Origin of the sequence: Pseudoalteromonas agarivorans (assembly GCF_024518735.1) — a bacterium.
Lineage (GTDB): Bacteria > Pseudomonadota > Gammaproteobacteria > Enterobacterales > Alteromonadaceae > Pseudoalteromonas > Pseudoalteromonas atlantica.
This window is the reverse complement of the sequence record NZ_JANIGJ010000005.1, coordinates 288,147-310,260: the sequence shown is the minus strand read 5'-3', so window position 1 is coordinate 310,260 and position 22,114 is coordinate 288,147. Positions and strand designations below refer to the sequence as shown.

Here is a 22,114-nt window from a genome sequence, read left to right as displayed (position 1 = left end):
GCGAAAAATGAATTTATTGACTAAACCATAGGGTAGGTATTGATAGCCCAAGTAACCCTAAGAGGAAGAAATGATTACAAAAAATACTTTACTAAAGCAAAAAGGAAAGCTGCTTATAGGTTTAACGCTAAGTGCGCTTGGCGCAACTAACGTGGTAAAAGCCGATGACAGCTCTGTGGCACCGCTTACATACGTCACCAGTAAAGCAATTGAAAATAATCCAGAGGTACAACAAGCATGGCATACATTTAAATCCTCAATTTATGGCGTAGATGCAGCCCGCTCAGGCTACTTACCTAGCGTTGATGTATCTGCCAGCGCAGGTTATGAGCGCCGAAACTACGGTATAGAAGACGAATACAACCGCAACACTGCAGAGCTTAGTGTTACTCAAATGCTTTACGACGGGTTCAGAACATCTAACACCGTTGAAAGGTTTGAGCGTATTCAGCTCATTCGGTATTTTGAATTACTCTCACAAACAGAGCAAACTGCATTAGATGCATCTATTGCATTTTTAGATGTGCAAAAATTTAAAGAACTTGTGACACTCGCTGAAGAAAACCTGCAAGAACACGAGTCTGTATACCAACAAATTGAACAAAGTGTAGGAGCCGGTGTTGCCCGAGCAGCAGATCTAGAGCAAATTAGCGGGCGCTTATCGCTAGCGCAATCTAATGTGCTAACCGAGTACGCTAACCTGCACGATGTAACCGCGCGTTATTTAAGAGTTGTTGGCGAGCTACCCGTTAATGATATAAAACAAGCCAAATTAGATGAGCAAAACGTGCCCATTTCTATTAACCAAGCGCTTGATATAGCCTATAAAAACAGCCCTGCTTTTTACGCATCGCTTTATAATATAGAGGCGCAAGAAGCCAATGCTCAGGCACAAAAGGCTGCGTTTCATCCAAACGTAGACTTATCTGCCCGTTACGGCACACAAGACAGAGACGAGCTAGGTTTAAACGAAACAAGAACCGAAGCACGGGTAGGTATAGACATAACCTATAACCTGTACAACGGGGGCCTAGATAGCGCCAACCTTGAACAAGCATACCAAGATGTAAATATTGCCAAGTATCAACGCGATCAAGCTTGTGTTGATATTCGTCAAAGCCTACAAATTGCCTATCATAATGTGAACAATATAGAGCAAAAGCTACCCACGCTTGAAAGCTATAAAAACTCGTCAAACAGAGTAAAAATAGCCTACCGAGACCAATTTGATATTGGCCAACGCACCTTGCTTGATGTACTTGACGCTGAAAACGAAGCATTTCAATCTAACCGCTCGTACATTGTTGCTCAATACGATAGACAAACAGCCATTTTAACTATGCTTAACGAAATGGGTAAACTATTGCCAGCTCTAAATGTTATGTCTGACAAGTACCCAACATTAACAGAGTTAACAGATGACCCAATCGTGCATAACGCACAAAATATATGCCCAAGTTACGATGTAGCTGCCACCTTTAAGCGCAAAGCTTTTTTACAAAAAAAAGCCAAGCAAGATAACGCCTACATGAGCGTTACAGCAATGCCTAGGTATTTAGAAATGCCACCAGAAACTCCTAGCGCATCGAGTTTTGCAGATGACGATAACGACGGCGTACCTAACGAGCAAGACACCTGCCCAAGCACCCCAGCGGGAACAAATGTAGACCTATCTGGGTGTACTTTGTATGACCAAGCGACCGACTCAGTTGAAATAGGTATTCCCTTTTCAGCCGACTCAAGCCAAGTGCGCTCAGAGTACTTGCAAGAGGTAGAAAAGCTCGCGGAGTTTTTAAAAAATAACCCTGACAAAAAGGTAGAGATCCAAGGTCACGCCTCATTAGATGGCGATAGAAAATACAACCGTAAACTTTCAGAGCAACGCGCCTTTGCCGTAGCACAATTACTTATTGAGCAATTTGGTATAGCGCCTAATCGTGTTCAATCATTTGGTTATGGTATTGATCAGCCACGCGTTAATGAAATTTCGGTACGTGCTAATGCGGCAAACCGCCGTATTGAGGCGGTTATTACCGATAGTTAAGAGGTGCTTAAAACAAATAAATTTAAAATGTTTTACATAACATTGGATGGTATATGGAATTAAATGATGTACTTGATCATGGCGGCGCACTGGTAGATTGCCTTGCAGTATTGTGCCGCTTTCATGATAAAGATTTTTCAAGGGAGGCCTTATTAAATGGCCTCCCACTAACAGATGGAAACTTAACGCCTTCAGGATTTGCACGTGCTGCAAAACGTGTGGGCTTTAAATCAAAAGTTGTAAATAAGCCTCTTAATCAAATTAATACTGCTTTATTACCCGCCATTATTATTTTAAATAATAACCAAGCGTGCGTGGTAACCGCTATTGATAACCAAAAACAAACAGCGCAAGTTACTTACCCCGAGCTAACCGAGTCTGTTGTAGAAGAAGACCTAGAACAGTTAATTGAAAAATCAACAGGTTTAATTATTTATGCTCATCCAGAGTTTATGTTTGATGAGCGCTCCCCGGTGCTTGAAAAGCTCTCTAAAGACGGCTGGTTTTGGGGCGTAATAAAAGAATGCCGCGCACTGTACAAAGACGTCATAATCTCCGCCATTGCATTAGGCGTTTTGTCTGTTGCCATGCCTTTATTTGTAATGAATGTATATGACCGCGTAGTTCCTAACCATGCAACAGAAACCCTCTGGGTTTTAGCCATCGGTATTTTAATAGCGCTGACCGCCGACTTTGTACTGCGCTTAGTACGCAGCTACTTTGTAGAGCTTGCGGCAAGTCGTATAGATGTAAAAGTGTCTGCGGTTATTATGGAGCGCGTACTTGGTATGAAGCTTAAAAATAGACCCTCATCAGCGGGGTCATTTGCGAGTAACATACAATCGTTTGAAGCCGTACGTAACTTTTTTAGTTCAATAACCTTGGTTGCGCTGGTTGATTTACCCTTTGTTGCTATATACCTAATTGTTATTGCAATAATAGGTGTACCGCTAAGCCTACCCATTATCGCAGGTGCCCTAATACTTTTAAGTTATGGCATAGCAGCCCACAGAAAACTTGAAGCGCTGTCAGAGCAAACCATGAAAGCAAGCTCAATGCGCAACTCCATACTTGTAGAAAGCTTAACCAACATTGAAGATGTAAAAAGTTTTCACAGCGAATGCAAAACCCAATCAACATGGGAAAAATCAACTATTTATATTGCTCAGGTTAATGCGCAAAGTCGCTTAATCTCAAGCTCAATCTCTAATAGCGCAGCGTGGATACAACAATGTGTTGGCGTGATCATTATGATCATCGGTGTTCATTTAGTTATTGAAGGCGAGCTCACGCAAGGGGGATTAATAGCTGCTTACTTACTTTCATCACGTGCAATGGGGCCGCTTGGGCAATGCGCCGCCGTACTTGCGCAATATCATCATGCTGCTATTGCTATGCAATCGCTTAACGAAATAATGGAGAAAGACGTTGAGCGCCCGCCAAATAAACATTGGTTAAGCCACCCCGTATTAAACGGCGAAATAGAATTTAAAGACGTATGCTTTAAGTATGAAGACGACGCGGCCGATGCGCTTAGTAATATTAGCTTTAAAATAAAAGCGGGCGAAAAAGTGGCTATTTTGGGGCGCAATGGTTCGGGTAAAAGCACCCTCGAAAAACTTATTTTAGGCCTTTACGACCCAACCGCAGGCTCCGTAATGGTCGATAACAACAATATACAACAAATAGACCCCGCAGAACTTCGTCATAACATAGGGTACGTACCACAAAATATAGCGTTGTTTTTTGGTAGTTTAAAAGACAACCTCACTATTAGCGCATGGCATGCTAAAGATGAGCAAATAATTAGCGCATGCGAAAAAAGTCAGTTATTCGAGTTAATCAACTCTCACCCCGATGGGTTTGACCTACAAGTTGGTGAGCAAGGTCGCCTGCTATCTGGCGGCCAAAAACAAGCAATTGGTATAGCGCGCGCACTAATAAACGACCCCCCTATTATGCTGTTAGATGAGCCTACCTCATCGCTTGATCACAATAGTGAAAATAAAATTATTCAAAATTTAAAAACCGCCACCCAAGACAAAACCTTAATCGTAGTTACTCACCGCTCGTCTTTACTTTCGTTGGTTGATCGCATTATCGTGCTCGATAACGGAAAAATAGTTGCCGATGGGCCTAAACAAAAAGTAATTGCCGCACTGAATAACCAAACAGTGGAGCAAGCATCATGAGTGACAATAAAAAGCCACTAGAGCAGCGCTCTTTTGAATCGGTAAGTAAAGCAATAGAAGCACGTAAAAAAGGTAAGCCTTCAATCTTTAATCGCTTATTTAAAGGCTGGCTTTCGCCTCCTGAATCACAAGATTGGGTGGTCGATGCGCAATGGGAAAAAATGCAGCAAGAGCCTGCCAGCGCACGTTTTTTGTTATACCTCATTTGCATCGCATTTATTTTGCTTACAATTTGGGCAGGCTTTGCGTCACTCGATGAGGTTGCCCGTGGTGAAGGACGCGTTATCCCATCAAATAAATTACAGTTAGTGCAATCTTACGATGGCGGTATGGTAGAAAAAATAAACATTCGAGAAGGGCAAATTGTTGAGGAAGGTGACGTATTAATAAAAATCGATCCTACTCGGTTTATTTCAAGCTTTAGAGAAAACCAATCTAAAGTGCAATCACTCACTGCAAAAGTAGCAAGGTTACAAGCCCTTACCAGAAAAGAAGATCTCGTTTTTCCTGATGAGCTTGTTAAGCAAGTACCCGAGGCGGTCGCTCATGAGCGCTCAATATATTTAAGTAATCGCCAAGAATTAGAGCAGCAAGTGGCTATTCATAAACGCCAGCTAGAGCAACGCAGACAAGATCACATTGAAGCAAAAGCCGCTTTGCAACAACACACTAGCGCTCTAAGGCTAAGTAATCGTGAGCTGCAAGTAACACGCCCACTGTTAAGAACCGGTGCTGTATCTGATATAGACATCATTAGGTTAGAGCGTGAAATAGTTGATTTAAACGGCGAAATAAACCGCACTAAAGCCGTTATTAACCGGAGTTTATCGGCTATCAACGAAGCTAAAAACAAAGTAACAGAAGTCGAACTTGCGATGATCAACCGCTGGAACAACGAGCTTTCGGAGGCATTGCTGCGTTTAGAGTCGATAAAAGAGACCGAATCAGGGCTTGCCGACAAAGTGGCCCAAACTGAGATCAAATCACCAGTTAAAGGCACGGTACAACGTTTATTGGTTAATACCGTTGGCGGCATTTTACAACCCGGCAGTGACGTTTTAGAAATAGTCCCTTTAGACGATCAACTTATTGTTGAGGCAAAAATACCGCCGAAAGATATTGCCTTTTTACGCCCTGGGCAGCCCGCCATGATTAAATTTAGCGCCTATGATTTTGCGGTATACGGCGGACTAGAAGCCGAGGTACTGCATATAAGTGCAGATACAATTACCGACGACAGAGAAAATACTTTTTATTTAGTGCAATTAAAAACCACTAAAAATAACTTTTCAGAAGAGTTGACTATAATTCCAGGAATGACCACACAAGTGGATATTATTACTGGTAAAAAAACCGTCTTGGAATATTTACTTAAACCCGTACTCAGAGCTACATCGCAAGCAATGACAGAACGCTAAACTGAATTTATTGGAGTAAATTAATGCGTCAAAGTATATTTATTACACAACCCGAACTTGAATCGAGCCACTGGCGAAGTGCGTTTGCAGGTTGTGTAATATGCACCAAAGAACCAAAACAAATTAATGCATCAAGTATTATATGGGTTCTGGCGGGCACTTCGGGATGGCTTGAACTGGTAAAAAAATATGCCCAAAAACGCTTGCCAGTTATTGTAATGACCACAAATCTAGAAATAGAGGAACTTAGAGCAGCCCTGCAAGCGGGCGCAAGAGGCTATGTAGAAGCACTTGCATCTAAAGTAATATTACAACAGGTACTTGAGACTATTTGCTCAGGCGGCCTGTGGTTACCTGGGCAGCTACTATCTAATATTGTTGGGGCACTAAGTCAGCAGCAAATAAATTACACCCAAGCCTGCGATATTCAAAGCTTAACTAAACGCGAACGCCAAGTTGTTGATATAGTTATAACAGGGGCAACCAATAAACAAGCCGCTGAGTCACTTAATATTACAGAGCGGACAATTAAAGAGCACATGAGCTCAATTTTCACTAAGTTAAAAGTGCGCGACCGTATACAACTTATGTTAGCAGTTAAAGGTAACTAGCTTAAGCTGGAATAATAAAACCTTCGCCAGTTATAGTTAAAATTAATAAACAACGGCTTATAGGTTAAATACTGAATTGCATTTACCTATTCGCCGCCATTATTAAACCACTCCCCTTTAATTAAAGAGTCGCTTTAAGACTCTTTAATAACTCCATCAAAGCCAAGATTAACCAGTGTATCTATATCGTCTTGGCTTGTTACGCCCTGCGCGACCACTTTAATACCAATAGAATGTGCTAATGTGCAAACACCGCGTAAGAAGGTTTGATTGTCTTGGCTGTAACTAATGTTATGCGCGTAAATGCTGTCTATTTTAAGCATTTCTAAGCCAAATTCTTGAATGTTCTTAATCTTAGTAAATTCAGGCCCCACACGTTTAAGTGCCACTTTAGCGCCCATACAACGCACCTGCTCACAAAATTCCTTAAATATATCCTTTTCGTTTACGACAATATTTTCGCGTATATCAAAACATATATTTTTTGCCAAATCAGGAAAGGCAGATACATAGGTTAATACCGAGGCAAGCGCGGTATCATCCATTAATGTTTGCGCCGAAAGCTCTACAGCAATCAATTCATTTGGCGGCGCTTCACCGTACTGTTTAACAATTTGCTTGATTAAACTCCAATCCAAACGCGCTAATAGGTTTAAGCGATTAGCCCATTGATAGTAGTAACTTGATTTATAATGTTGGCCGCCAAATTCTAAACTTAAACTAAGCTGATGCTGTAACAAGGTGTCGTTAAAACCCATAACCTCTAAACAATTTAACTGTATAGTTTTTTGCTCAAGTGCATCCTCAATAGCCTTTTGCCAGCCAGTTGAGTCATCAAAAATTTCACTCTTTTGTTTATTATCAATGACTTTTGCTTGCACCCCAGGTTTGTTACCTGCTGTTTTTAATAAACCATCTACACGGCGTAATAAATCAAATCGAGTGTCGTTTTTCTCTATGTAGGTACAACTGTGTACAATGGCCAAATCAATATTTTTGTATTCATCAACAATCGATTTATGCAGTGCGGTTATTTGCTCGCTAAGCGCCTGAATATCATCAGTATCGCTAAACAAAACGGTAAAGTCGGTATGTGATATACGCGCAATATAGTTTTCTGAAAAGTGCGCCTGATTCGACTCTAAAAACTGTGTTAACACCTGAGAAAAACGGCGTAAAAAGTTAACCATTTCTACACGGCTAATCGATTCACTTATTTTATCTAAATTAACCACCCTAAATAAAAACAAAGCACCATGGGCATGATCTTTCACTTTTTGTAAATGAGCCTCTAATGTGGCACTAAAATACTCTCGATTGGCAAGCCCTGTTAGCTCATCGTGCTGGGCTTTAAAACGCAACTCCTCTAAGCGTTTATTATCTTCTTTTATAATGCGACTAAACCGTGTCGATAATAAATTCATCGACTGCACAAGGCGTGCAAACTCAAAGGTTTTTGGTACTTTTGATTTAATAAAGCGCTTATCGCCAAAGGCGTTAGCTTGGTACACCACATCATCAAGTGGCGTTAAAATTCTACGTAATAAATACGCACTTATGGCACAGGCAAAAAAGGCCACCACTAAAAAGCTAAAAAACAGTTTAAGGGCGCTTTCCCACAATGCTTGCTCAGCATATTGGCTGTGGCTTTCAACAAATAAGGTGCCAAATTGCTGCCAACCGTTGTTAACCTGCCCTACACCTGGCTGTACATTAAGCCCATATACCGCTCTAAACCAAGCTGGTGCGGTATTTTCTAACGTGTCGGTAAATACGCGCTTTACAATAACTTCACCATTTGGGTCTTGCAGTTCTATGCGTTTGTAGTGGCCGGTATCAAAAGTGGCCGATACTAACAGCTCAAGCTCTACAGGGTCTTTTTCAAGCTGACTAATCATCAGCGCCAAAGAGCTAGCATTATCAACATTTTTTAAATACAGCTGCGTAGAAAAATAGTCTCTAGCAGAGTTAGTACTAATTAACACGCTACTTATAAAGCCAACAAAAATCACCACCAGCAAGGTGATCCACAGCTCTTGCCTAAGAGTGATTTTTCTTTTTTTGAAAAACTTAAATAAGGAAAATGACGCCATTACCACATAACCCCTTCTTGTGATGTCTGCTCCAAAATTTTACGCCAACGCGATAGCCTTGCTGTCGGGCTGGCTACACTTTTAGTCGAGTTATTTGCCCATAAACCTTGGCTGTTAAAACTAAATACCGGGCTTAAATCAACGCGTTTTGCTGCAGGTAACACTTTTGTTATTAAACTATCTAAAATAAGCGGCTGAGCATTAGGCGTAGCAAAGTAGCCTAATACCATGTGTGCTTGTGTTTTGTTTGTACCAGCAAGCTTAGCTTTTACATATATAAGCCTAAGCTTGTCGTCGCTTACGCCTAAGGCGCGTAAGCTAATGTATTTAGCAATGGCATAATCTTCACAATCACCTAAACCACGGCCAAGGGTTTCTAATGGCGTAGCCCAATAGTCGTTTTGCTTCCAAAGCTGTATATCGGTTTGGTATCGAAGATTGCGTGCAAAAAAGTCGTTAACAATTAAAATTTGTTGTTGTTCTGGTTTATTTTGGGTGCGCACCAACATAGTTTGCCAATTACGCGCCACAGTGACTCGCGCAGGGCCATACTTTTGCCCCATTAATTCTATAAAGGTATTAAATTGAATAGTTAAACGGCTCGCAAACACGCCGCTTGAAAGTAAAAAAAATAGCAGTAAATAGCGCAAATTGCTTTTGCACCAAAAAAATAGCTTACTTGAGGAAAGAGTGGGCCTAAGTGTCATTCACAGCCCAAAAAAAGAAAAATTAAAAACATATACTAAACGCTACACTACTTGTTCAAATATTATTCGTAACAACAGCATAGCACTCAATATAAAAGGATGAGATATTTTGTATGTGTTTTTTTACTAGATTTAAATTTTAACTCGGTCATTTCAACATTGCTTAATACATTAACTAACGTATTGAACCATCGTTGTATTTAAAGCTGATTTATCAAACCCTAGATTTACAGAAAAACGCTCCCGTAAGTAGCAAAGTTATGTATTGCTATACGAGTATATTCCACGCGCACGCGCTTAACGCTAAAACCAACCGCTAAAATAGCAGCTTAATGTAGCTTTACTATTTAAAGTACTGGCCAGTTACTTAGTAGTAGGTCACTTTTTTAACTTCACGCGGCTTAATTTCACCTATGTATAAGTCATGCACGCGCTTCATGTTTAGCTCAAGCTCAGTAACGTATACATCGTCAACTGAGTAAGTTTTAATAATTTGCGCACCTTTAATTATGCCCTGCACTTTACTTTCCATGTAATCGTTTTGAGCAATAGCACCTGCTACAGACGTGCCCGCTGTAATTTTTTGCCCATAAACTTGCTCAGTCAGTTCACGGTACGCCTCAAGCTTAGAGGCCTTAATTGCCATTAATTGCTTTTGTGATTTATTAGCCCCTTGCTGCAAGCTAATAGGTGCATAACCAACCGCTTTAAGTATGGGATAATTATTTGGCTCTACATATTTGTACTCAACATGTTTATCAAACACGTTGCTGCAACCGGCAAGGCCAAGGCCTGCTAAAGTAAGTAATATAATTGCACGCATTTATTTGCACCCTTTAAACTAATTGCGCAAATAAATGCAGGTTTAATGCCATTTGTTATAAAATCCTCATATTGGTGCAGTCCTTGCTTAGCTAAAGCGTAATTAACTAATTTTATGTGGAGTACCAGTATGAACACGTTTTTATCATCACTATTTGCAGGTGTTACTAGCGCTGCATTATTAACGTTTTCTACCAGTACTTACGCACAATGGTTTGAATCTACCGGCCATGCACAAATACAAAATGGCGACATAAGCAGTGCTAAATCGGCCGCAATTAAAGATGCAATTACACAAGCATTAGTGTTTTCTGGCGCCCGGGTTAGCTCTGTACAAACCTTGGTAGATGGCGTGCTAACGCAAGATCAGCTAAAAATTAGTAGCCACGGCGAAATACAAAAAATAGAGCTGGTGAGCGAGCAACGCCAAAATCAACAATTTGCCATTACGCTTAGGCTTGATGTATTTGCCCAAACAGAGCAATGCCCACAAAGTAGCTTTAATAAATTTGTTGCTGTAACCCAAAGCCAGCTTGTTCATCGTGAACATGCCTTAATGGGTCAAATATTTGACGTAAATAAAACCATTAGTAAAAAGTTATTTAGCGCTTTGCAAAGCACAAAAATGAGCGCCCTGCCCGTTGCTTACTACAATAAAGCAATTAATGTAGACAATTACTTTAATCAGCAGCACGACTACTCAAATGCACAACTAGAAGAGCTTTCAGCCAGAAGCAACGCGCAATATGTTTTATTAAGCCAAATAACCAATTTAGCGCCAAGCGATAAACTCAACAACGACTACGCCTTTTGGCAAGACGAAACCTACCAGCGCAGCTACGCTATTGAGTTTATGTTGTTTGATGGCACCACGTACGAACAATTATGGCAAAACAGCTATCATACCCAAGCTGTATGGCCATTTGAAAAAACAGCCATAGTTGATGTAAATAGCGATAGGTTTTGGCAATCACCTTTTGGGCAAAGTATTAGCGATATAAATCAAACGGTCAGTTACGATATACAAGCGGCCATGGCGTGTTTTCCTACTAAAGGAAAAATAATGCACATGGAAAACAATAAATTGGTGATAAACCTAGGCAAAGATCATGGCCTTAAAAAAGGCCAGCTATTAAGCATTGCGCACCATAACTACTTAACCGATGCACAAGGCAATACTATGCCGCATACCATCACCACGCTTAACACCATTGTGGTTGAGCAACTTTATAAACAAAGCGCCATTGCTGTAAGCCTTAACGATAAGCCTTTGCCTGGGGTACAAATAAACGATGTGGTAGAAGTTGCAAGCCAAGAACGCTAAATAAGCGCCCGCTTTAAATTTGGGTGCTCTGCCAACCACTGGGCTAATTGCTCAACGCCCGCCAAACGCGGGTAGTGTTTTCTGCAAGCAAATACCACATTACGTTGCTGATTAGGAAAAATGGCTAAATAATCAATCCCTACACGCTGTGTACACGCAAGCTTGGGCACAAATGTCACCCCGTCATCTATCGCCACCAGCGCCAATAAAGTTTCTAAACTATTGCCCTGATATTGGTTCGACACATCCACTCCCGCAGCAAAACAAAACTTTTGGGCTTGATCTTTAAAGCAATGGCCATCACTTAACATTAATAGGCTACAACTTTGTAAATCGCTTAGCGCTACTTTTTTACGATTAGATAACGGGTTATCGGTTGAAACAGCAACCATAAAGTCTTCTTTGTACACATTAACCGTATGGTAGTTTTTAAGCTCGGGAACATCGGCCAAAATTGCAAAGTCGAGCTCGCCGTTATCAAGCGCCTCTAGCATAGTCGCTGTTTGCATTTCTATAAACGAAAAGTGGCTCTCGCTAAACGCCGCTTTCATAGAGGTCAGTAAAGCGCTGAGTAAGTACGGCGCAATAGTAGGAATAATACCAATTCTTAGCTTACCTTGTAGCGGCCCGTTTGAAGTAGCCGCCAGCTCTTTTAAGATTTCTGTTTGCTCTAAAATAACGTTTATTTGTGTCAACAAACGTTCACCTTGCGCTGTTAATGTAACTTGCTTAGTTGAGCGGTCAAATAAAACAACATTAAGCTCTTGCTCAAGCTTTTTTACTTGCCCACTTAATGTAGGCTGGCTAACAAAACAGGCATCGGCCGCTTTGCGAAAATGCTTGTGGTGCGCTATTGCTTTTACATACTCTAAATCTTTTAAGTTCAAATTCATCTCCACCTGATAGGCTATACCTATTAGTTTAATACAAACAAACGATTGGAACTATATTTAAATTCTCGCCATAATGGCTCCAACAAATCAAGAGGAACAAACTATGTTAAAGAATATTGAAGGTCAAACAATCCCAAGCGTTACATTTGCAACACGTCAAAACGACGAATGGAAATCAGTAACCACAGACGAAATTTTTACAGGCAGAACCGTTGTTGTGTTTTCACTACCGGGCGCATTTACACCAACCTGTTCATCAACTCACTTACCACGCTACAACGAGTTAGCCGGTGTACTTAAGCAAAATGGCGTTGATGAAATTGTATGTGTATCAGTAAACGATACATTTGTAATGAACGCATGGGCAGAGCATCAAGAAGCGCAAAACATCACATTATTACCTGATGGCAACGGCGAATTTACTGACGGCATGGGCATGTTAGTAGATAAAAACGATTTAGGCTTTGGCAAGCGCAGCTGGAGATACTCTATGCTAGTTAAAGATGGCGTTATCGACAAAATGTTCATCGAACCAGATTTACCAGGCGACCCGTTTGAAGTTTCTGATGCAGACACAATGCTTGACTACATCAACCCAAAACAAACTAAGCCAGAGCCAGTAACCGTATTTTCTAAGCCTGGTTGCCCTTTCTGTAAAAAAGCAAAAGAGCTACTAACAGAAAAAGGCTACGCATTTGAAGAAGTTGTTATGGGTGCAGGCGCTACATTAACAAGCCTTAAAGCAATTTCTGGCCGTGACACTGTTCCACAAATATTTATTGGTGGACAACACATTGGCGGCTCAGACGATTTAGAAAAATACTTTGCTTAATTAAGTAAAAAAATAGCAGGGGCGTACGCGCCCCTCTATATCAATCTCATCGCCCAGATTGAAAATAATAAAGGATACCACTATGAAAGAATTACAAACCGATGTTGTTGTTATAGGTGCAGGTACTGCAGGCTTAAGCGCATACCGTAACGCAAAACAATTCACCCCTAACGTTTTAATGATTGAATCAGGCCCGTACGGTACTACCTGTGCACGCGTTGGTTGTATGCCAAGTAAATTACTTATTGCCGCAGCCGAAGCCGCGCATTCAATTGAAATGGCACCTGCATTTGGTGTACATAGCTCAAAGCCAAGAATAGACGGCAAAGCAGTTATGGCACGTGTTAAAAGCGAACGAGACCGCTTTGCAGGATTCGTAGTAGAAGCCGTAGACGACATTCCTGATGAAGATAAAATTCGTGGCTACGCCAAGTTTTTAGACGCCAACCGCGTGCAAATTGACGATGACATAATTATAACTGCTAAACGCTTTGTAATTGCCACCGGTTCACGCCCATCATACCCAGGCGTGTTTAATAACTTTGGTGACAAACTGATTATAAACGACGATGTATTTGACTGGGACGACCTACCAGAGTCAGTGGCTGTATTTGGCCCAGGCGTAATAGGCCTAGAAATTGGCCAAGCACTTAGCCGCTTAGGCGTAAACGTAAAATTATTTGGTGTTGGCGGCGCAATTGGCCCACTTACCGACCCAGTAATTAAAGACTATGCAAACACTGTTTTTGCTGAAGAATTTTTTGTAGATACCGACTCAAACGTATCTGACATGATGCAAGTTGGCGATAAAGCTCAGCTTACTTACACCGATAAAGACGGTGCTAAACACACCGAGCAATTTGACTACGTACTTGCAGCCACAGGCCGAGTACCCAATGTAGACAAGCTAGGTATAGAGAATACCGGCATAGAGCTTGATGAGCGCGGTGTGCCACACGCCGACCCGCACACAATGCAATGTGGTAACTCAAATATATTTATAGCGGGCGATGCCAGCAATATGATCCCCCTGCTACACGAAGCATCTGATCAAGGCACCATTGCCGGTCAAAATGCTGGGCGCTTCCCCGATGTACGCATTGGCCTTCGCCGCGCAAAAATTGCCGCAGTGTTTAGCGACCCGCAAATAGCAATGGTAGGCGACAGCTATAAACAAATTACAGACCGCCTAGGTGAATGTGGTTGCTTTGAAGTAGGCGAAGTGAGCTTTGAAAACCAAGGCCGCAGCCGAGTAATGCTTAAAAATAAAGGCCACATGCGCGTTTACGCAGAGCAAGGCACAGGCTTATTTTTAGGTGCAGAATTTATTGGCCCACAAGCCGAACACCTTGCTCATTTATTAGCATGGGCTGTGCAAAACAAAATGACCGTACCAGAAATGCTGGATATGCCATTTTACCACCCAGTAATTGAAGAAGGTTTACGCACGGCCCTTCGCGATTTAAATGCCAGACTTAAATTTGGCCCAGATATTATTAACAGCTGTATGGAATGCGGACCAGGCGCTTAACTTTTATACAGTAATAAAACAAATACATACTTGCTAACAAAAAGCCAAAACAGTCGTTTTGGCTTTTTTATGCGCTTTTTTAGCGCTAATACCCATTGTGTTAAATTATGAGGTATTGATAGCAACAGATAAACAGAGTACATACAAAGGCATAATTTTCGATAGGCATTTGTTCTACTTAAAAATTTATAACGCCGTTTACGCTTTATTTAGCACGTTTGAATGACTAAATTTTTAATTCGATTGCTATAACCTCTCAAAAATTATTTTAGCTGTTACACTTATTTGATTACTCAATCACAACAAGATGGAAAAGCTATGCCCAATAATAAATTTAGACTAGTCACCCGCAGCGATTTCGACGGCTTAGTATGTGCCGTACTGCTCAAAGACTTAGACCTAATTGATGACATTTTATTTGTACACCCAAAAGACATGCAAGATGGCAAAATAGACATAACTGCAAACGACATTACCACTAACCTACCCTACGTTGCTGGCTGTCACATTGCATTTGACCATCACTTAAGCGAAACCGTACGTAACGCAAGCGATATTAAAAACCACATAATTGACCCTAAAGCCCCTTCTGCTGCACGCGTTGTTTATGATTATTATGGCGGCGCAGAAAAATTTCCAAACATCAGCACAGACATGATGGAAGCGGTAGATAAAGGCGATGCTGCGCAGTTCTCAAAAGACGAAATACTCAACCCAACAGACTGGGTATTAATGAACTTTATCATGGATGCACGCACAGGCCTTGGCCGCTTCCGCGAGTTTAAAATTTCAAACTACCAATTAATGATGAAGCTAATTGATGCCTGTAAAGATCAAAGCATCGAAGATATTTTAAAAATGGAAGACGTAGCCGAACGCGTTGCGCTTTATAACGAGCATAACGAAAAGGCCAAAGAGCAAATAGCACAATGCGCAACCGTGCATAAAAACCTCGTGGTGCTAGATTTAACTCAAGAAGAAACTATTTACGCCACCAACCGCTTTGTTATTTACGCCATGTACCCCGACTGCAATATATCAATTCACAAAATGTGGGGCCTTAAAAAACAAAACGTAGTATTTGCCATAGGTAAATCAATCACCAACCGAAGCTCAAACACCAATGTGGGCGAGTTATGCCTTAAATACGGCGGTGGCGGCCACTTAAACGCCGGTACCTGCCAAGTAGAAACCAGCAAAGCCGAAGCAGTGCTTGGTGAGCTGATAGATACGATTACGAGTGATGGTTGAGCTGTAAGCTGTAAGCTGTAAGCTGTAAGCTGTAAGCTGTAAGCTGTAAGCTGTAAGCTGTAAGCTGTAAGCTGTCAAAATTTTAAAGCGAGTAGATTTATATTTACTCGCTTTTTTGTTTTTAGTTATAAAATACTTAGGCATTAAAATTACTTGTTCGCTAACGTTTTAACTCAGTAGTTATTGGTATCTTAGGTTTTTTAAGGGCGGCTTTGAGCGAAAACCGGTCATTGAGGTTAGCTAAATATCGACGCTAATTGATTAGTTAAACAGCTCTTTGCGCATATATTCATGCAAATGAGCGACGCGCGCATATTGCTTTATTTAACTTTTCTTAAAAGTCTTAAAAAACTTAGTGATAGTAATACCTTAGGTTATTTGTTAAAACTATATAAAGTAGATAAGTGAGCGTTAAGTCGGCAGAAATATACGCGATGTGCGCACTATTTAATTTTTAGCATTCACTGTTATACAGATAAATAAGGAATATAAATGAATTTGGAAGAAGTAACATTTGGTAATCAAGTTGCTGAGAATGAAGCAAATGCTCTATCTACATACTTCGTTGAAACACAGCCTTGGAAGAAATTATTTAAAGGTGAGGTTGATGTCATATTTGGTAGTAAAGGTGCAGGAAAAAGTGCCCTATATACTTTGTTACTGAATAAAAAGGATAGTTTGTATGAAAGAAATATCTTTCTTATATCCGCAGAGAAGCCAACAGGTAAAACAGTTTTTTCTGATATGTCCAGTGAACCTCCTACTCAAGAAAATGAATTTATTACACTTTGGAAAGTGTATTTTTGTCAGCTCATAGTTAATTGGCTTATAGAAAATGAAATCTGTGAAGGGGCAGCTAAGGTAGTCGCGGATAAGCTTGTTGAAGCTGGGTTGATTGAGGAAAAAAACTCAATTAAGAGATTGTTAGCTAGCGCAAAGAATTTTGCTAAGCAACTAACTAGGGTTGAAGGTCTTGAAGGAGGTTTAGGGTTAGAAGGAGGTGTTTCAGGAAAGATTACATTTCATACTCCTGATCAAGAATTAAAGACTAAGGGATATAGCTCTGTTGATGATCTCTTAGATACACTGAATGAATATCTTAGTGAAATCGGGAAGGTAGGGTGGATTCTATGTGACCGATTAGATGTGGCGTTTGACCAAACTGTTGAATTAGAAAAAAATGCTTTGAGAGCCCTTTTTAAAGTTTATAGAGATCTTGAAGAGTATGAGTCAATTTTTCTTAAAATATTCTTGAGAGATGATATTTGGAATAGAATTACTCAGGAGGGCTTTAGGGAAGCGAGCCATATTAATAGAGATATAACTATATCATGGAATAGCAGAAACCTTTTGAATTTGATCGTAAGTAGAGCCCTTCAAAACACTCTTTTGCTCAAACAATATAATGTAGATAGTAAAGAAATATTAGCTGACTATGATAAGCAAAAAGATTTTTATTATAAGATGTTTCCGCAACAGGTTGACGTAGGAGAAAGGCAATCCGAAACTTTCGAATGGGTATTAAGTAGAATTAGAGATGGTTTAAATAGCACACCACCTAGGGAATTGATTCACTATTATAATGAAATGATATCGCAAGAAATAAACGAACAAGATATTGCAAACAATACTGTGGAAGAGCCAAATATTATAAGTAAAGTCGCAATAAAAAATGCAGCTTATGAGGTATCTAAAACACGGATTTTAAGAACACTTTTTGCAGAACATCCTGAATTTAAGGAAGATATACTTGCATTTGAAAATAAGAAAGCAGAGCACAATGTTGAAACGCTATGCACTGTTTGGGGAGTCAACTCTGATAAGGCTCTCACAAAAGCAAATAAACTTTCCGAGGTAGGATTTTTTGAGCTGAAAACTGCTAAAAATGAAAAAGTATATAAAATTCCTTTTATCTATAGGTTTTACCTGAATGTTACGCAAGGAAAAGCATACTAAAATTGCTAACAACGCCATGAAGTCGGATTCGTAACAGTTAGCTCGTTCCGCATCGCTCCATTACATCTAACTGTTACTCAACGCTTATGGCGGCGTTACGAACGTCCGGAAGTGGCACTACCCAGCCACTCGGCAACATAAAATATTGATAATAATTGGTAAGGTATTTTACTGTGTGGGATGGCGCTTCGCTTATCCGACCTACGCAGGCACAAAAGAGTTACTAATATTGCATTAGGTTTTTGGTTGGTAGCCCCTGCAGGAATCGAACCTGCAACTGCCCCTTAGGAGGGGGCCGTTATATCCATTTAACTAAGAGGCCGCATCGAGCTTACAGCTTACAGCTTACAGCTTACAGCTTACAGCTTACAGCTTACAGCTTACAAAAATTATAACGGCATCTTGTTTTTCATATCAAGCTAAAATTAACTTAATTGCTTGATAAATATATATCTTCTTTGTTTAACACGTACAGTGGTATGAGTTTGCGGCTGCTTGCTACAATATGTTTGCTGTGAACATTTATAACGCGGGTGTTTACTGCTACGCCATTTGGGCGGTAAATTAACGTACCTGCTAATACATAGTTAGCCATGCTGCTTTCGCTTAGCTTATCTATATCGCGAGATAACACAAAGTCGCCTCTGTTTGATACATCAATGTTGTCCATGGTTTTAAAATCTACCACGCCGTAGCCAAATTTTTGCAGCTGATGAATAAACGTCTCTGCTAATTGATTACCCAACTGATTACTTTTATTAAGCGATGCGTCTAAATCTACAATGGTGGTAACCGCTATGTTGATGCTGTTATTATCGGGCGCTTCGGCTTCAAGCGTATCCACTAAATCCAGCGCCATTTGCTCTACATAGTTTGCCAGCGTTTTGTGGTGTTTAAGCGGTGTAAACTGCCTTGCTGTGTCGTACTCACTTTGCTGCTGCACAGATTGGTTGGCATACATAGGCGTGGGTTGGCTACTTTGCGTTACCACGGTGTAATCTGAGCGCGTGTTTATGCTTTCGTTATGCTCATTATTTTGCGTTATTGAACAGCCAGTTAATACTAACGTTGCCGTTAGCCCCGCTATAGCAGATAGTTTGTAAAACATGGTCAACCTCACTCGCTGGCTTGTTTAAGCATAATTCCGTCGGTGCGATAGCTACTGTTTAGCGCATCCACCACTGATTGAGGAATAAACCCTTGCGCACTGCCCACTACCGCTTTACTTTTAATGCCCACTATTCGTGCATTTACCAGTACGCCGCCTTGGTGGCTCACAAGTGTTCCTGCTAATACGTAATTAAAGTTTTGATCTTGGTTTAGCTCTAGGTAGTCGCGGCTAAATACAAAGTCGCCTGCGGGGGTTACTCGCATATAATCGGTGGTTTTAAAATCGATAACCGGTACTCCAAAACTATGCAGTTCGTGCATAAAGCTTTCGGCTATTTGGTTACCTAACAGGCTTCCATCGCTGTAGTCATCATCTAAAAATACAAAGCTAGAAACGGCAAGTGGCGTTTTGTCGTTTACGTATTGCAGGTTTTCGACCATGTCTTGCATTATACCGCGCACATAATGGTTTATATTTTTGCGTTTTGCGGGGGCACTTTTGGTGTAGTTACTTTGCTTGTTTAAATTAGACTGAAATAACGCTTCATTTGGTGCAGGTGCTTTTACCGCACGTTGCTCTGAAACAAGCTGGGCTGCATTATCTTGCTCAACTTGCTCCGGCTCTGAATGTAGCGAATTTAACATTTGCGAACAGCCAAAGCCTAATGGCAAACATAGGGTAATTAATAGGTTTCTCATGGTGTGCTCCTGATTAATATTCGCTGCGGTACAAAGAGCCGTCACGCTGCTGAATTTTTTCGTTTCCCCACATTACATTTATAGGGATCTCTGTGCTGCCTGCCGACAGTACTTGCTTGTTTTCAATATTAACGAGTCGTGCATTAACTATATAAGCATGCTGTTGGCGCGTTACAGTGCCAGTGATGACTAAGTCAATATTTTGGCGATTGCGTAATTTACTTAAGTCGCGGCTTAATATGCTGTCTGCGTTTTGCGCTAATATAAGGTTATTGCCAAGGCGGTACTCAACGGTATGATAGCCAAGCTGGGTAAATTGCGTTAATAAGCTTTCTTGAATTTGTAAGCTCAAACCCGAGGCCTGCCCTGCTACTAGCTTAGTATCTAAAGCATCTGCATAAAAAAAGCTACTCACACCAATGCGCGCATTGGCATTTAAAGCGCCATTTACATGGTTAAGCTGCGAGGTTAGATTTGCTACATACTCGTTAACGGTATAGGGTGCCATTGCTGCTTTTGGCGCGTCAGTAGGCACACTCGGCTCTGGGGGCGGAACCAAGTTGCAAGCAGTTAAATTTAACAATACTAAAGGCAGTAAAAGGCGCATAGTTGCCGTCCTCTTTAAAACATACCGAGGATAAAGCAATTATTATGCCTAATTAACCTAAACTCTGGATAATAAACCTATCTCTGGCTAGAGATAATAAATTTAAGTATCAAGATAGTTCAATATGCTAGTAAGGCTCTTAACCAGAGTTCAGGTTAATTAACTTTGAGGCGTTTTGACGTAGTAGGTTACAAAGCAGGTATTATTGTTTATTAATGACTTACATGCATCCTTTGCTGCTTCTTTTGTTTTAAACGCACCAAGCTTTAATCTATAAAAGGTATGCTGGTCAATCAGTACTTGCTCGGTATTTACTTCAAGCTTATTTGAGGCCGATTGAAATTGCTTTATAGCCGCTTCAAGTACCGCTTTATTTTTATACGCCCCCACTTGCACAGCAAACAGCGCATTTGTATCCACAACAGCTAAGTGGTTAGTTTGCTGTGGTTTTGGCTGCGCGTTAAGTTGTTTTAATTTATCTACTGTGCGCTGTAATTCACTTTCTAGCTTTAACAGTCTTTCTAGTTGAGGCTTGGTTTGTTGCCACTGCTGCGCTGACTCTTTGAGTACGGCTAAGTCATCTTTTTTAATGAGCATCGCCTGCTTTTGGGCCGTTGCTAGTGCGTGAGCACTGTTTGCTAATGCAAAGCCTAAAACTAATGAGGCTAAAAAATCCTTGTAGTGCAGCATAAGTATGTTGTTAATTTGGGTAAGAGTGAGCGCTATTTTAACAGCCAATCAACGCTAAGCAAGTCACGCGTGCTACGGCCTATTGCGCATTTATACCAATTAGCTTAATTAAGTAATCTATTTTGAGGATAGTAAAACGTATTGATAGCTAGGCAAAAAAATTCGCTATTTAGTTGTTCTAAACGAGATTTATTAACGCACAACGCAACACGATTAGCCCCGTAAAATGATTATTTATTATTGCGGGTTGGTATCACTATTAAAGTTTAATTGGCTTATCGGTGTAGTTACTTACAATGCAGTCGAGCTTATACATTTTAAATACTTCACAGTCGGCTTTGGCATTTTTAAGGTTTTTATAAGAGCCAAGCTTTAAGCGATAAAAGGTTTTATCATTTATTTTTGCGGTTTCTACGTTGGTTAATATTTTATCTCTAAATAGTGGCGCTGCTTTGGTATTTAGTTCTTGCCAGGCTTTGACTACATCCTGCTTAGAATCAACCGAGGCAACTTGTAATGCAAATACATGTTTAGGGGTATTAAGCTTTAGAGTTTGCTTTTGGTTATTGTTAGCGGCTTTGTAAGTTTGCTGACGACGTGGCTTATTACTGGTTGTACGCGAAGGCGTGCGAGTGTAACGGCTGCTGTAGGCAGGGCTTGCATTAGATTGTGCAATAGCTTTAGAGTTTATTATATCTATGTGATTAACCAGATAAGTAATTTCTTTTTCAAGCTTTAAAATACGCTCTATACCGGCGCGTGCTTGCTGCCATTGCATTGCGGCATCTTTTAATTGCGCAAGCTCTAGTGCAGTTATCGATACGTAATCGGGCGTGGTGTTAGGTATTTCATTATCAACAGCAGGTTTAGCGGTAGGCGTAATAGAGCACGCCGTGCCAAACGTAAGCGTAAAAAGGCATACAAAAAAGTGTTTATAGTATTTTTTTAATTTAAGCATGTACCCGTTATCCTGAAAGCAGTGCCTGTGCACTTACATTTCAGTTAAACATTCTCACAAGAAAGCGTTTAACTTAGCAATTTAAACAATGAGCGATTTTTGCTCCCGCACGCTAATTTACCTGCATAGATAAAATTAACATGACCCTTCCGTGAGTTTGGCTTTTAATACAACTTTGATGCCAATTAACATAAACTTTACAATATAAATTACGTTATGTTGCTATATAACGCAAGTCAAATTCAGAACATAATTAAGCGTAGACCATCTTTATTACTGGCGGCGTTAAAATTAAGTAAAGCCTTACCTATTTTGGTATTAATAATTTAGCACTAAAAAAGGCGCCTAAACAGGCGCCTTGGTGGGTAATTTAATA

The 22,114-nt window shown here is 40.5% G+C and carries 18 protein-coding genes and 1 tRNA gene; 9 read left to right on the top strand and 10 right to left on the bottom strand.

What is annotated here, in order from left to right:
* The first annotated feature begins 70 nt into the window (after positions 1-70).
* From NQT65_RS11550 to NQT65_RS11535, 4 genes are read left to right on the top strand one after another with little or no spacing between them, the layout of a single operon-like run.
* The gene (locus tag NQT65_RS11550; protein WP_096739239.1) at positions 71-2,044 is read left to right on the top strand and encodes a TolC family outer membrane protein; all 1,974 of its coding nucleotides are present in this window, start codon (positions 71-73) and stop codon (positions 2,042-2,044) included.
* A gap of 53 nt (positions 2,045-2,097) precedes the next feature.
* Complete coding sequence (locus tag NQT65_RS11545; RefSeq protein WP_024033056.1) at positions 2,098-4,236, top strand: type I secretion system permease/ATPase; 2,139 nt, start codon at positions 2,098-2,100, stop codon at positions 4,234-4,236.
* Positions 4,233-5,654: an HlyD family type I secretion periplasmic adaptor subunit gene (locus tag NQT65_RS11540; RefSeq protein WP_256851225.1), complete on the top strand. Its 1,422-nt coding sequence runs from the start codon at positions 4,233-4,235 to the stop codon at positions 5,652-5,654. Before NQT65_RS11545 ends, NQT65_RS11540 begins: the two co-directional genes overlap by 4 nt.
* A gap of 23 nt (positions 5,655-5,677) precedes the next feature.
* Positions 5,678-6,265 (top strand): LuxR C-terminal-related transcriptional regulator, encoded by a 588-nt coding sequence (locus NQT65_RS11535; protein ID WP_024033058.1) that lies wholly within the window; start codon positions 5,678-5,680, stop codon positions 6,263-6,265.
* A 134-nt stretch (positions 6,266-6,399) separates the two neighbouring features.
* On the opposite strand, the gene NQT65_RS11530 is transcribed toward NQT65_RS11535, so the two are convergent.
* From NQT65_RS11530 to NQT65_RS11520, 3 genes are all read right to left on the bottom strand, one after another.
* Positions 6,400-8,358, bottom strand: a complete 1,959-nt coding sequence (locus tag NQT65_RS11530; RefSeq protein WP_126007888.1) for a bifunctional diguanylate cyclase/phosphodiesterase — start codon at positions 8,356-8,358, stop codon at positions 6,400-6,402.
* Complete coding sequence (locus NQT65_RS11525; protein WP_126007890.1) at positions 8,358-9,065, bottom strand: transglutaminase-like cysteine peptidase; 708 nt, start codon at positions 9,063-9,065, stop codon at positions 8,358-8,360. Before NQT65_RS11525 ends, NQT65_RS11530 begins: the two co-directional genes overlap by 1 nt.
* 367 nt (positions 9,066-9,432) lie before the next feature.
* Positions 9,433-9,888, bottom strand: coding sequence for an LPP20 family lipoprotein (locus NQT65_RS11520; RefSeq protein WP_004589651.1), 456 nt, complete (start codon positions 9,886-9,888; stop codon positions 9,433-9,435).
* Positions 9,889-10,017: 129 nt separating this feature from the next.
* Here NQT65_RS11520 and NQT65_RS11515 point away from each other — a divergent pair, with 129 nt between their 5' ends.
* Positions 10,018-11,211: a flagellar assembly protein FlgT gene (locus tag NQT65_RS11515; protein WP_256851224.1), complete on the top strand. Its 1,194-nt coding sequence runs from the start codon at positions 10,018-10,020 to the stop codon at positions 11,209-11,211.
* Here the strand turns inward: NQT65_RS11515 and NQT65_RS11510 are convergent.
* Positions 11,208-12,098 (bottom strand): LysR substrate-binding domain-containing protein, encoded by an 891-nt coding sequence (locus tag NQT65_RS11510; protein ID WP_029774511.1) that lies wholly within the window; start codon positions 12,096-12,098, stop codon positions 11,208-11,210. The genes NQT65_RS11515 and NQT65_RS11510 overlap by 4 nt on opposite strands.
* A gap of 109 nt (positions 12,099-12,207) precedes the next feature.
* Here NQT65_RS11510 and NQT65_RS11505 point away from each other — a divergent pair, with 109 nt between their 5' ends.
* From NQT65_RS11505 to NQT65_RS11490, 4 genes are all read left to right on the top strand, one after another.
* The gene (locus tag NQT65_RS11505) at positions 12,208-12,936 is read left to right on the top strand and encodes a glutathione peroxidase (RefSeq protein ID WP_004589654.1); all 729 of its coding nucleotides are present in this window, start codon (positions 12,208-12,210) and stop codon (positions 12,934-12,936) included.
* Between the two features lie 82 nt (positions 12,937-13,018).
* Positions 13,019-14,467 (top strand): dihydrolipoyl dehydrogenase, encoded by a 1,449-nt coding sequence (locus NQT65_RS11500; protein WP_256851223.1) that lies wholly within the window; start codon positions 13,019-13,021, stop codon positions 14,465-14,467.
* 318 nt (positions 14,468-14,785) lie between these two features.
* Positions 14,786-15,718 (top strand): DHH family phosphoesterase, encoded by a 933-nt coding sequence (locus NQT65_RS11495; protein ID WP_256851222.1) that lies wholly within the window; start codon positions 14,786-14,788, stop codon positions 15,716-15,718.
* A gap of 492 nt (positions 15,719-16,210) precedes the next feature.
* Positions 16,211-17,674, top strand: a complete 1,464-nt coding sequence (locus NQT65_RS11490) for a P-loop ATPase, Sll1717 family (RefSeq protein ID WP_256851221.1) — start codon at positions 16,211-16,213, stop codon at positions 17,672-17,674.
* A 247-nt stretch (positions 17,675-17,921) separates the two neighbouring features.
* On the opposite strand, the gene NQT65_RS11485 is transcribed toward NQT65_RS11490, so the two are convergent.
* The 6 genes from NQT65_RS11485 to NQT65_RS11460 all read right to left on the bottom strand — a co-directional run bounded on the left by NQT65_RS11485 (position 17,922) and on the right by NQT65_RS11460 (position 21,738).
* Positions 17,922-17,996, bottom strand: a tRNA-Arg gene (locus NQT65_RS11485).
* A 108-nt stretch (positions 17,997-18,104) separates the two neighbouring features.
* Entirely contained in the window at positions 18,105-18,782 is a 678-nt protein-coding gene (locus NQT65_RS11480; protein WP_256851220.1) for a FlgO family outer membrane protein, read from the bottom strand.
* Between the two features lie 8 nt (positions 18,783-18,790).
* Complete coding sequence (locus NQT65_RS11475; RefSeq protein ID WP_004586248.1) at positions 18,791-19,483, bottom strand: FlgO family outer membrane protein; 693 nt, start codon at positions 19,481-19,483, stop codon at positions 18,791-18,793.
* A gap of 13 nt (positions 19,484-19,496) precedes the next feature.
* A complete protein-coding gene (locus NQT65_RS11470) occupies positions 19,497-20,090 on the bottom strand; it encodes a FlgO family outer membrane protein (protein ID WP_004586247.1) in 594 nt (197 codons plus the stop codon).
* Between the two features lie 159 nt (positions 20,091-20,249).
* Positions 20,250-20,780 (bottom strand): SPOR domain-containing protein, encoded by a 531-nt coding sequence (locus tag NQT65_RS11465; protein WP_138684428.1) that lies wholly within the window; start codon positions 20,778-20,780, stop codon positions 20,250-20,252.
* A gap of 259 nt (positions 20,781-21,039) precedes the next feature.
* On the bottom strand, positions 21,040-21,738 hold the full coding sequence (locus NQT65_RS11460) for an SPOR domain-containing protein (RefSeq protein WP_256851219.1): 699 nt from the start codon (positions 21,736-21,738) through the stop codon (positions 21,040-21,042).
* Between the last annotated feature and the right edge of the window lie 376 nt (positions 21,739-22,114).

Coding starts and splice junctions, on each gene's coding strand:
- NQT65_RS11550 (WP_096739239.1), top strand. CDS start 71: ATGATTACAAAAAATACTTTACTAAAGCAAAAAGGAAAGCTGCTTATA.
- NQT65_RS11545 (WP_024033056.1), top strand. CDS start 2,098: ATGGAATTAAATGATGTACTTGATCATGGCGGCGCACTGGTAGATTGC.
- NQT65_RS11540 (WP_256851225.1), top strand. CDS start 4,233: ATGAGTGACAATAAAAAGCCACTAGAGCAGCGCTCTTTTGAATCGGTA.
- NQT65_RS11535 (WP_024033058.1), top strand. CDS start 5,678: ATGCGTCAAAGTATATTTATTACACAACCCGAACTTGAATCGAGCCAC.
- NQT65_RS11530 (WP_126007888.1), bottom strand. CDS start 8,358: ATGGCGTCATTTTCCTTATTTAAGTTTTTCAAAAAAAGAAAAATCACT.
- NQT65_RS11525 (WP_126007890.1), bottom strand. CDS start 9,065: ATGACACTTAGGCCCACTCTTTCCTCAAGTAAGCTATTTTTTTGGTGC.
- NQT65_RS11520 (WP_004589651.1), bottom strand. CDS start 9,888: ATGCGTGCAATTATATTACTTACTTTAGCAGGCCTTGGCCTTGCCGGT.
- NQT65_RS11515 (WP_256851224.1), top strand. CDS start 10,018: ATGAACACGTTTTTATCATCACTATTTGCAGGTGTTACTAGCGCTGCA.
- NQT65_RS11505 (WP_004589654.1), top strand. CDS start 12,208: ATGTTAAAGAATATTGAAGGTCAAACAATCCCAAGCGTTACATTTGCA.
- NQT65_RS11500 (WP_256851223.1), top strand. CDS start 13,019: ATGAAAGAATTACAAACCGATGTTGTTGTTATAGGTGCAGGTACTGCA.
- NQT65_RS11495 (WP_256851222.1), top strand. CDS start 14,786: ATGCCCAATAATAAATTTAGACTAGTCACCCGCAGCGATTTCGACGGC.
- NQT65_RS11490 (WP_256851221.1), top strand. CDS start 16,211: ATGAATTTGGAAGAAGTAACATTTGGTAATCAAGTTGCTGAGAATGAA.
- NQT65_RS11480 (WP_256851220.1), bottom strand. CDS start 18,782: ATGTTTTACAAACTATCTGCTATAGCGGGGCTAACGGCAACGTTAGTA.
- NQT65_RS11475 (WP_004586248.1), bottom strand. CDS start 19,483: ATGAGAAACCTATTAATTACCCTATGTTTGCCATTAGGCTTTGGCTGT.
- NQT65_RS11470 (WP_004586247.1), bottom strand. CDS start 20,090: ATGCGCCTTTTACTGCCTTTAGTATTGTTAAATTTAACTGCTTGCAAC.
- NQT65_RS11465 (WP_138684428.1), bottom strand. CDS start 20,780: ATGCTGCACTACAAGGATTTTTTAGCCTCATTAGTTTTAGGCTTTGCA.
- NQT65_RS11460 (WP_256851219.1), bottom strand. CDS start 21,738: ATGCTTAAATTAAAAAAATACTATAAACACTTTTTTGTATGCCTTTTT.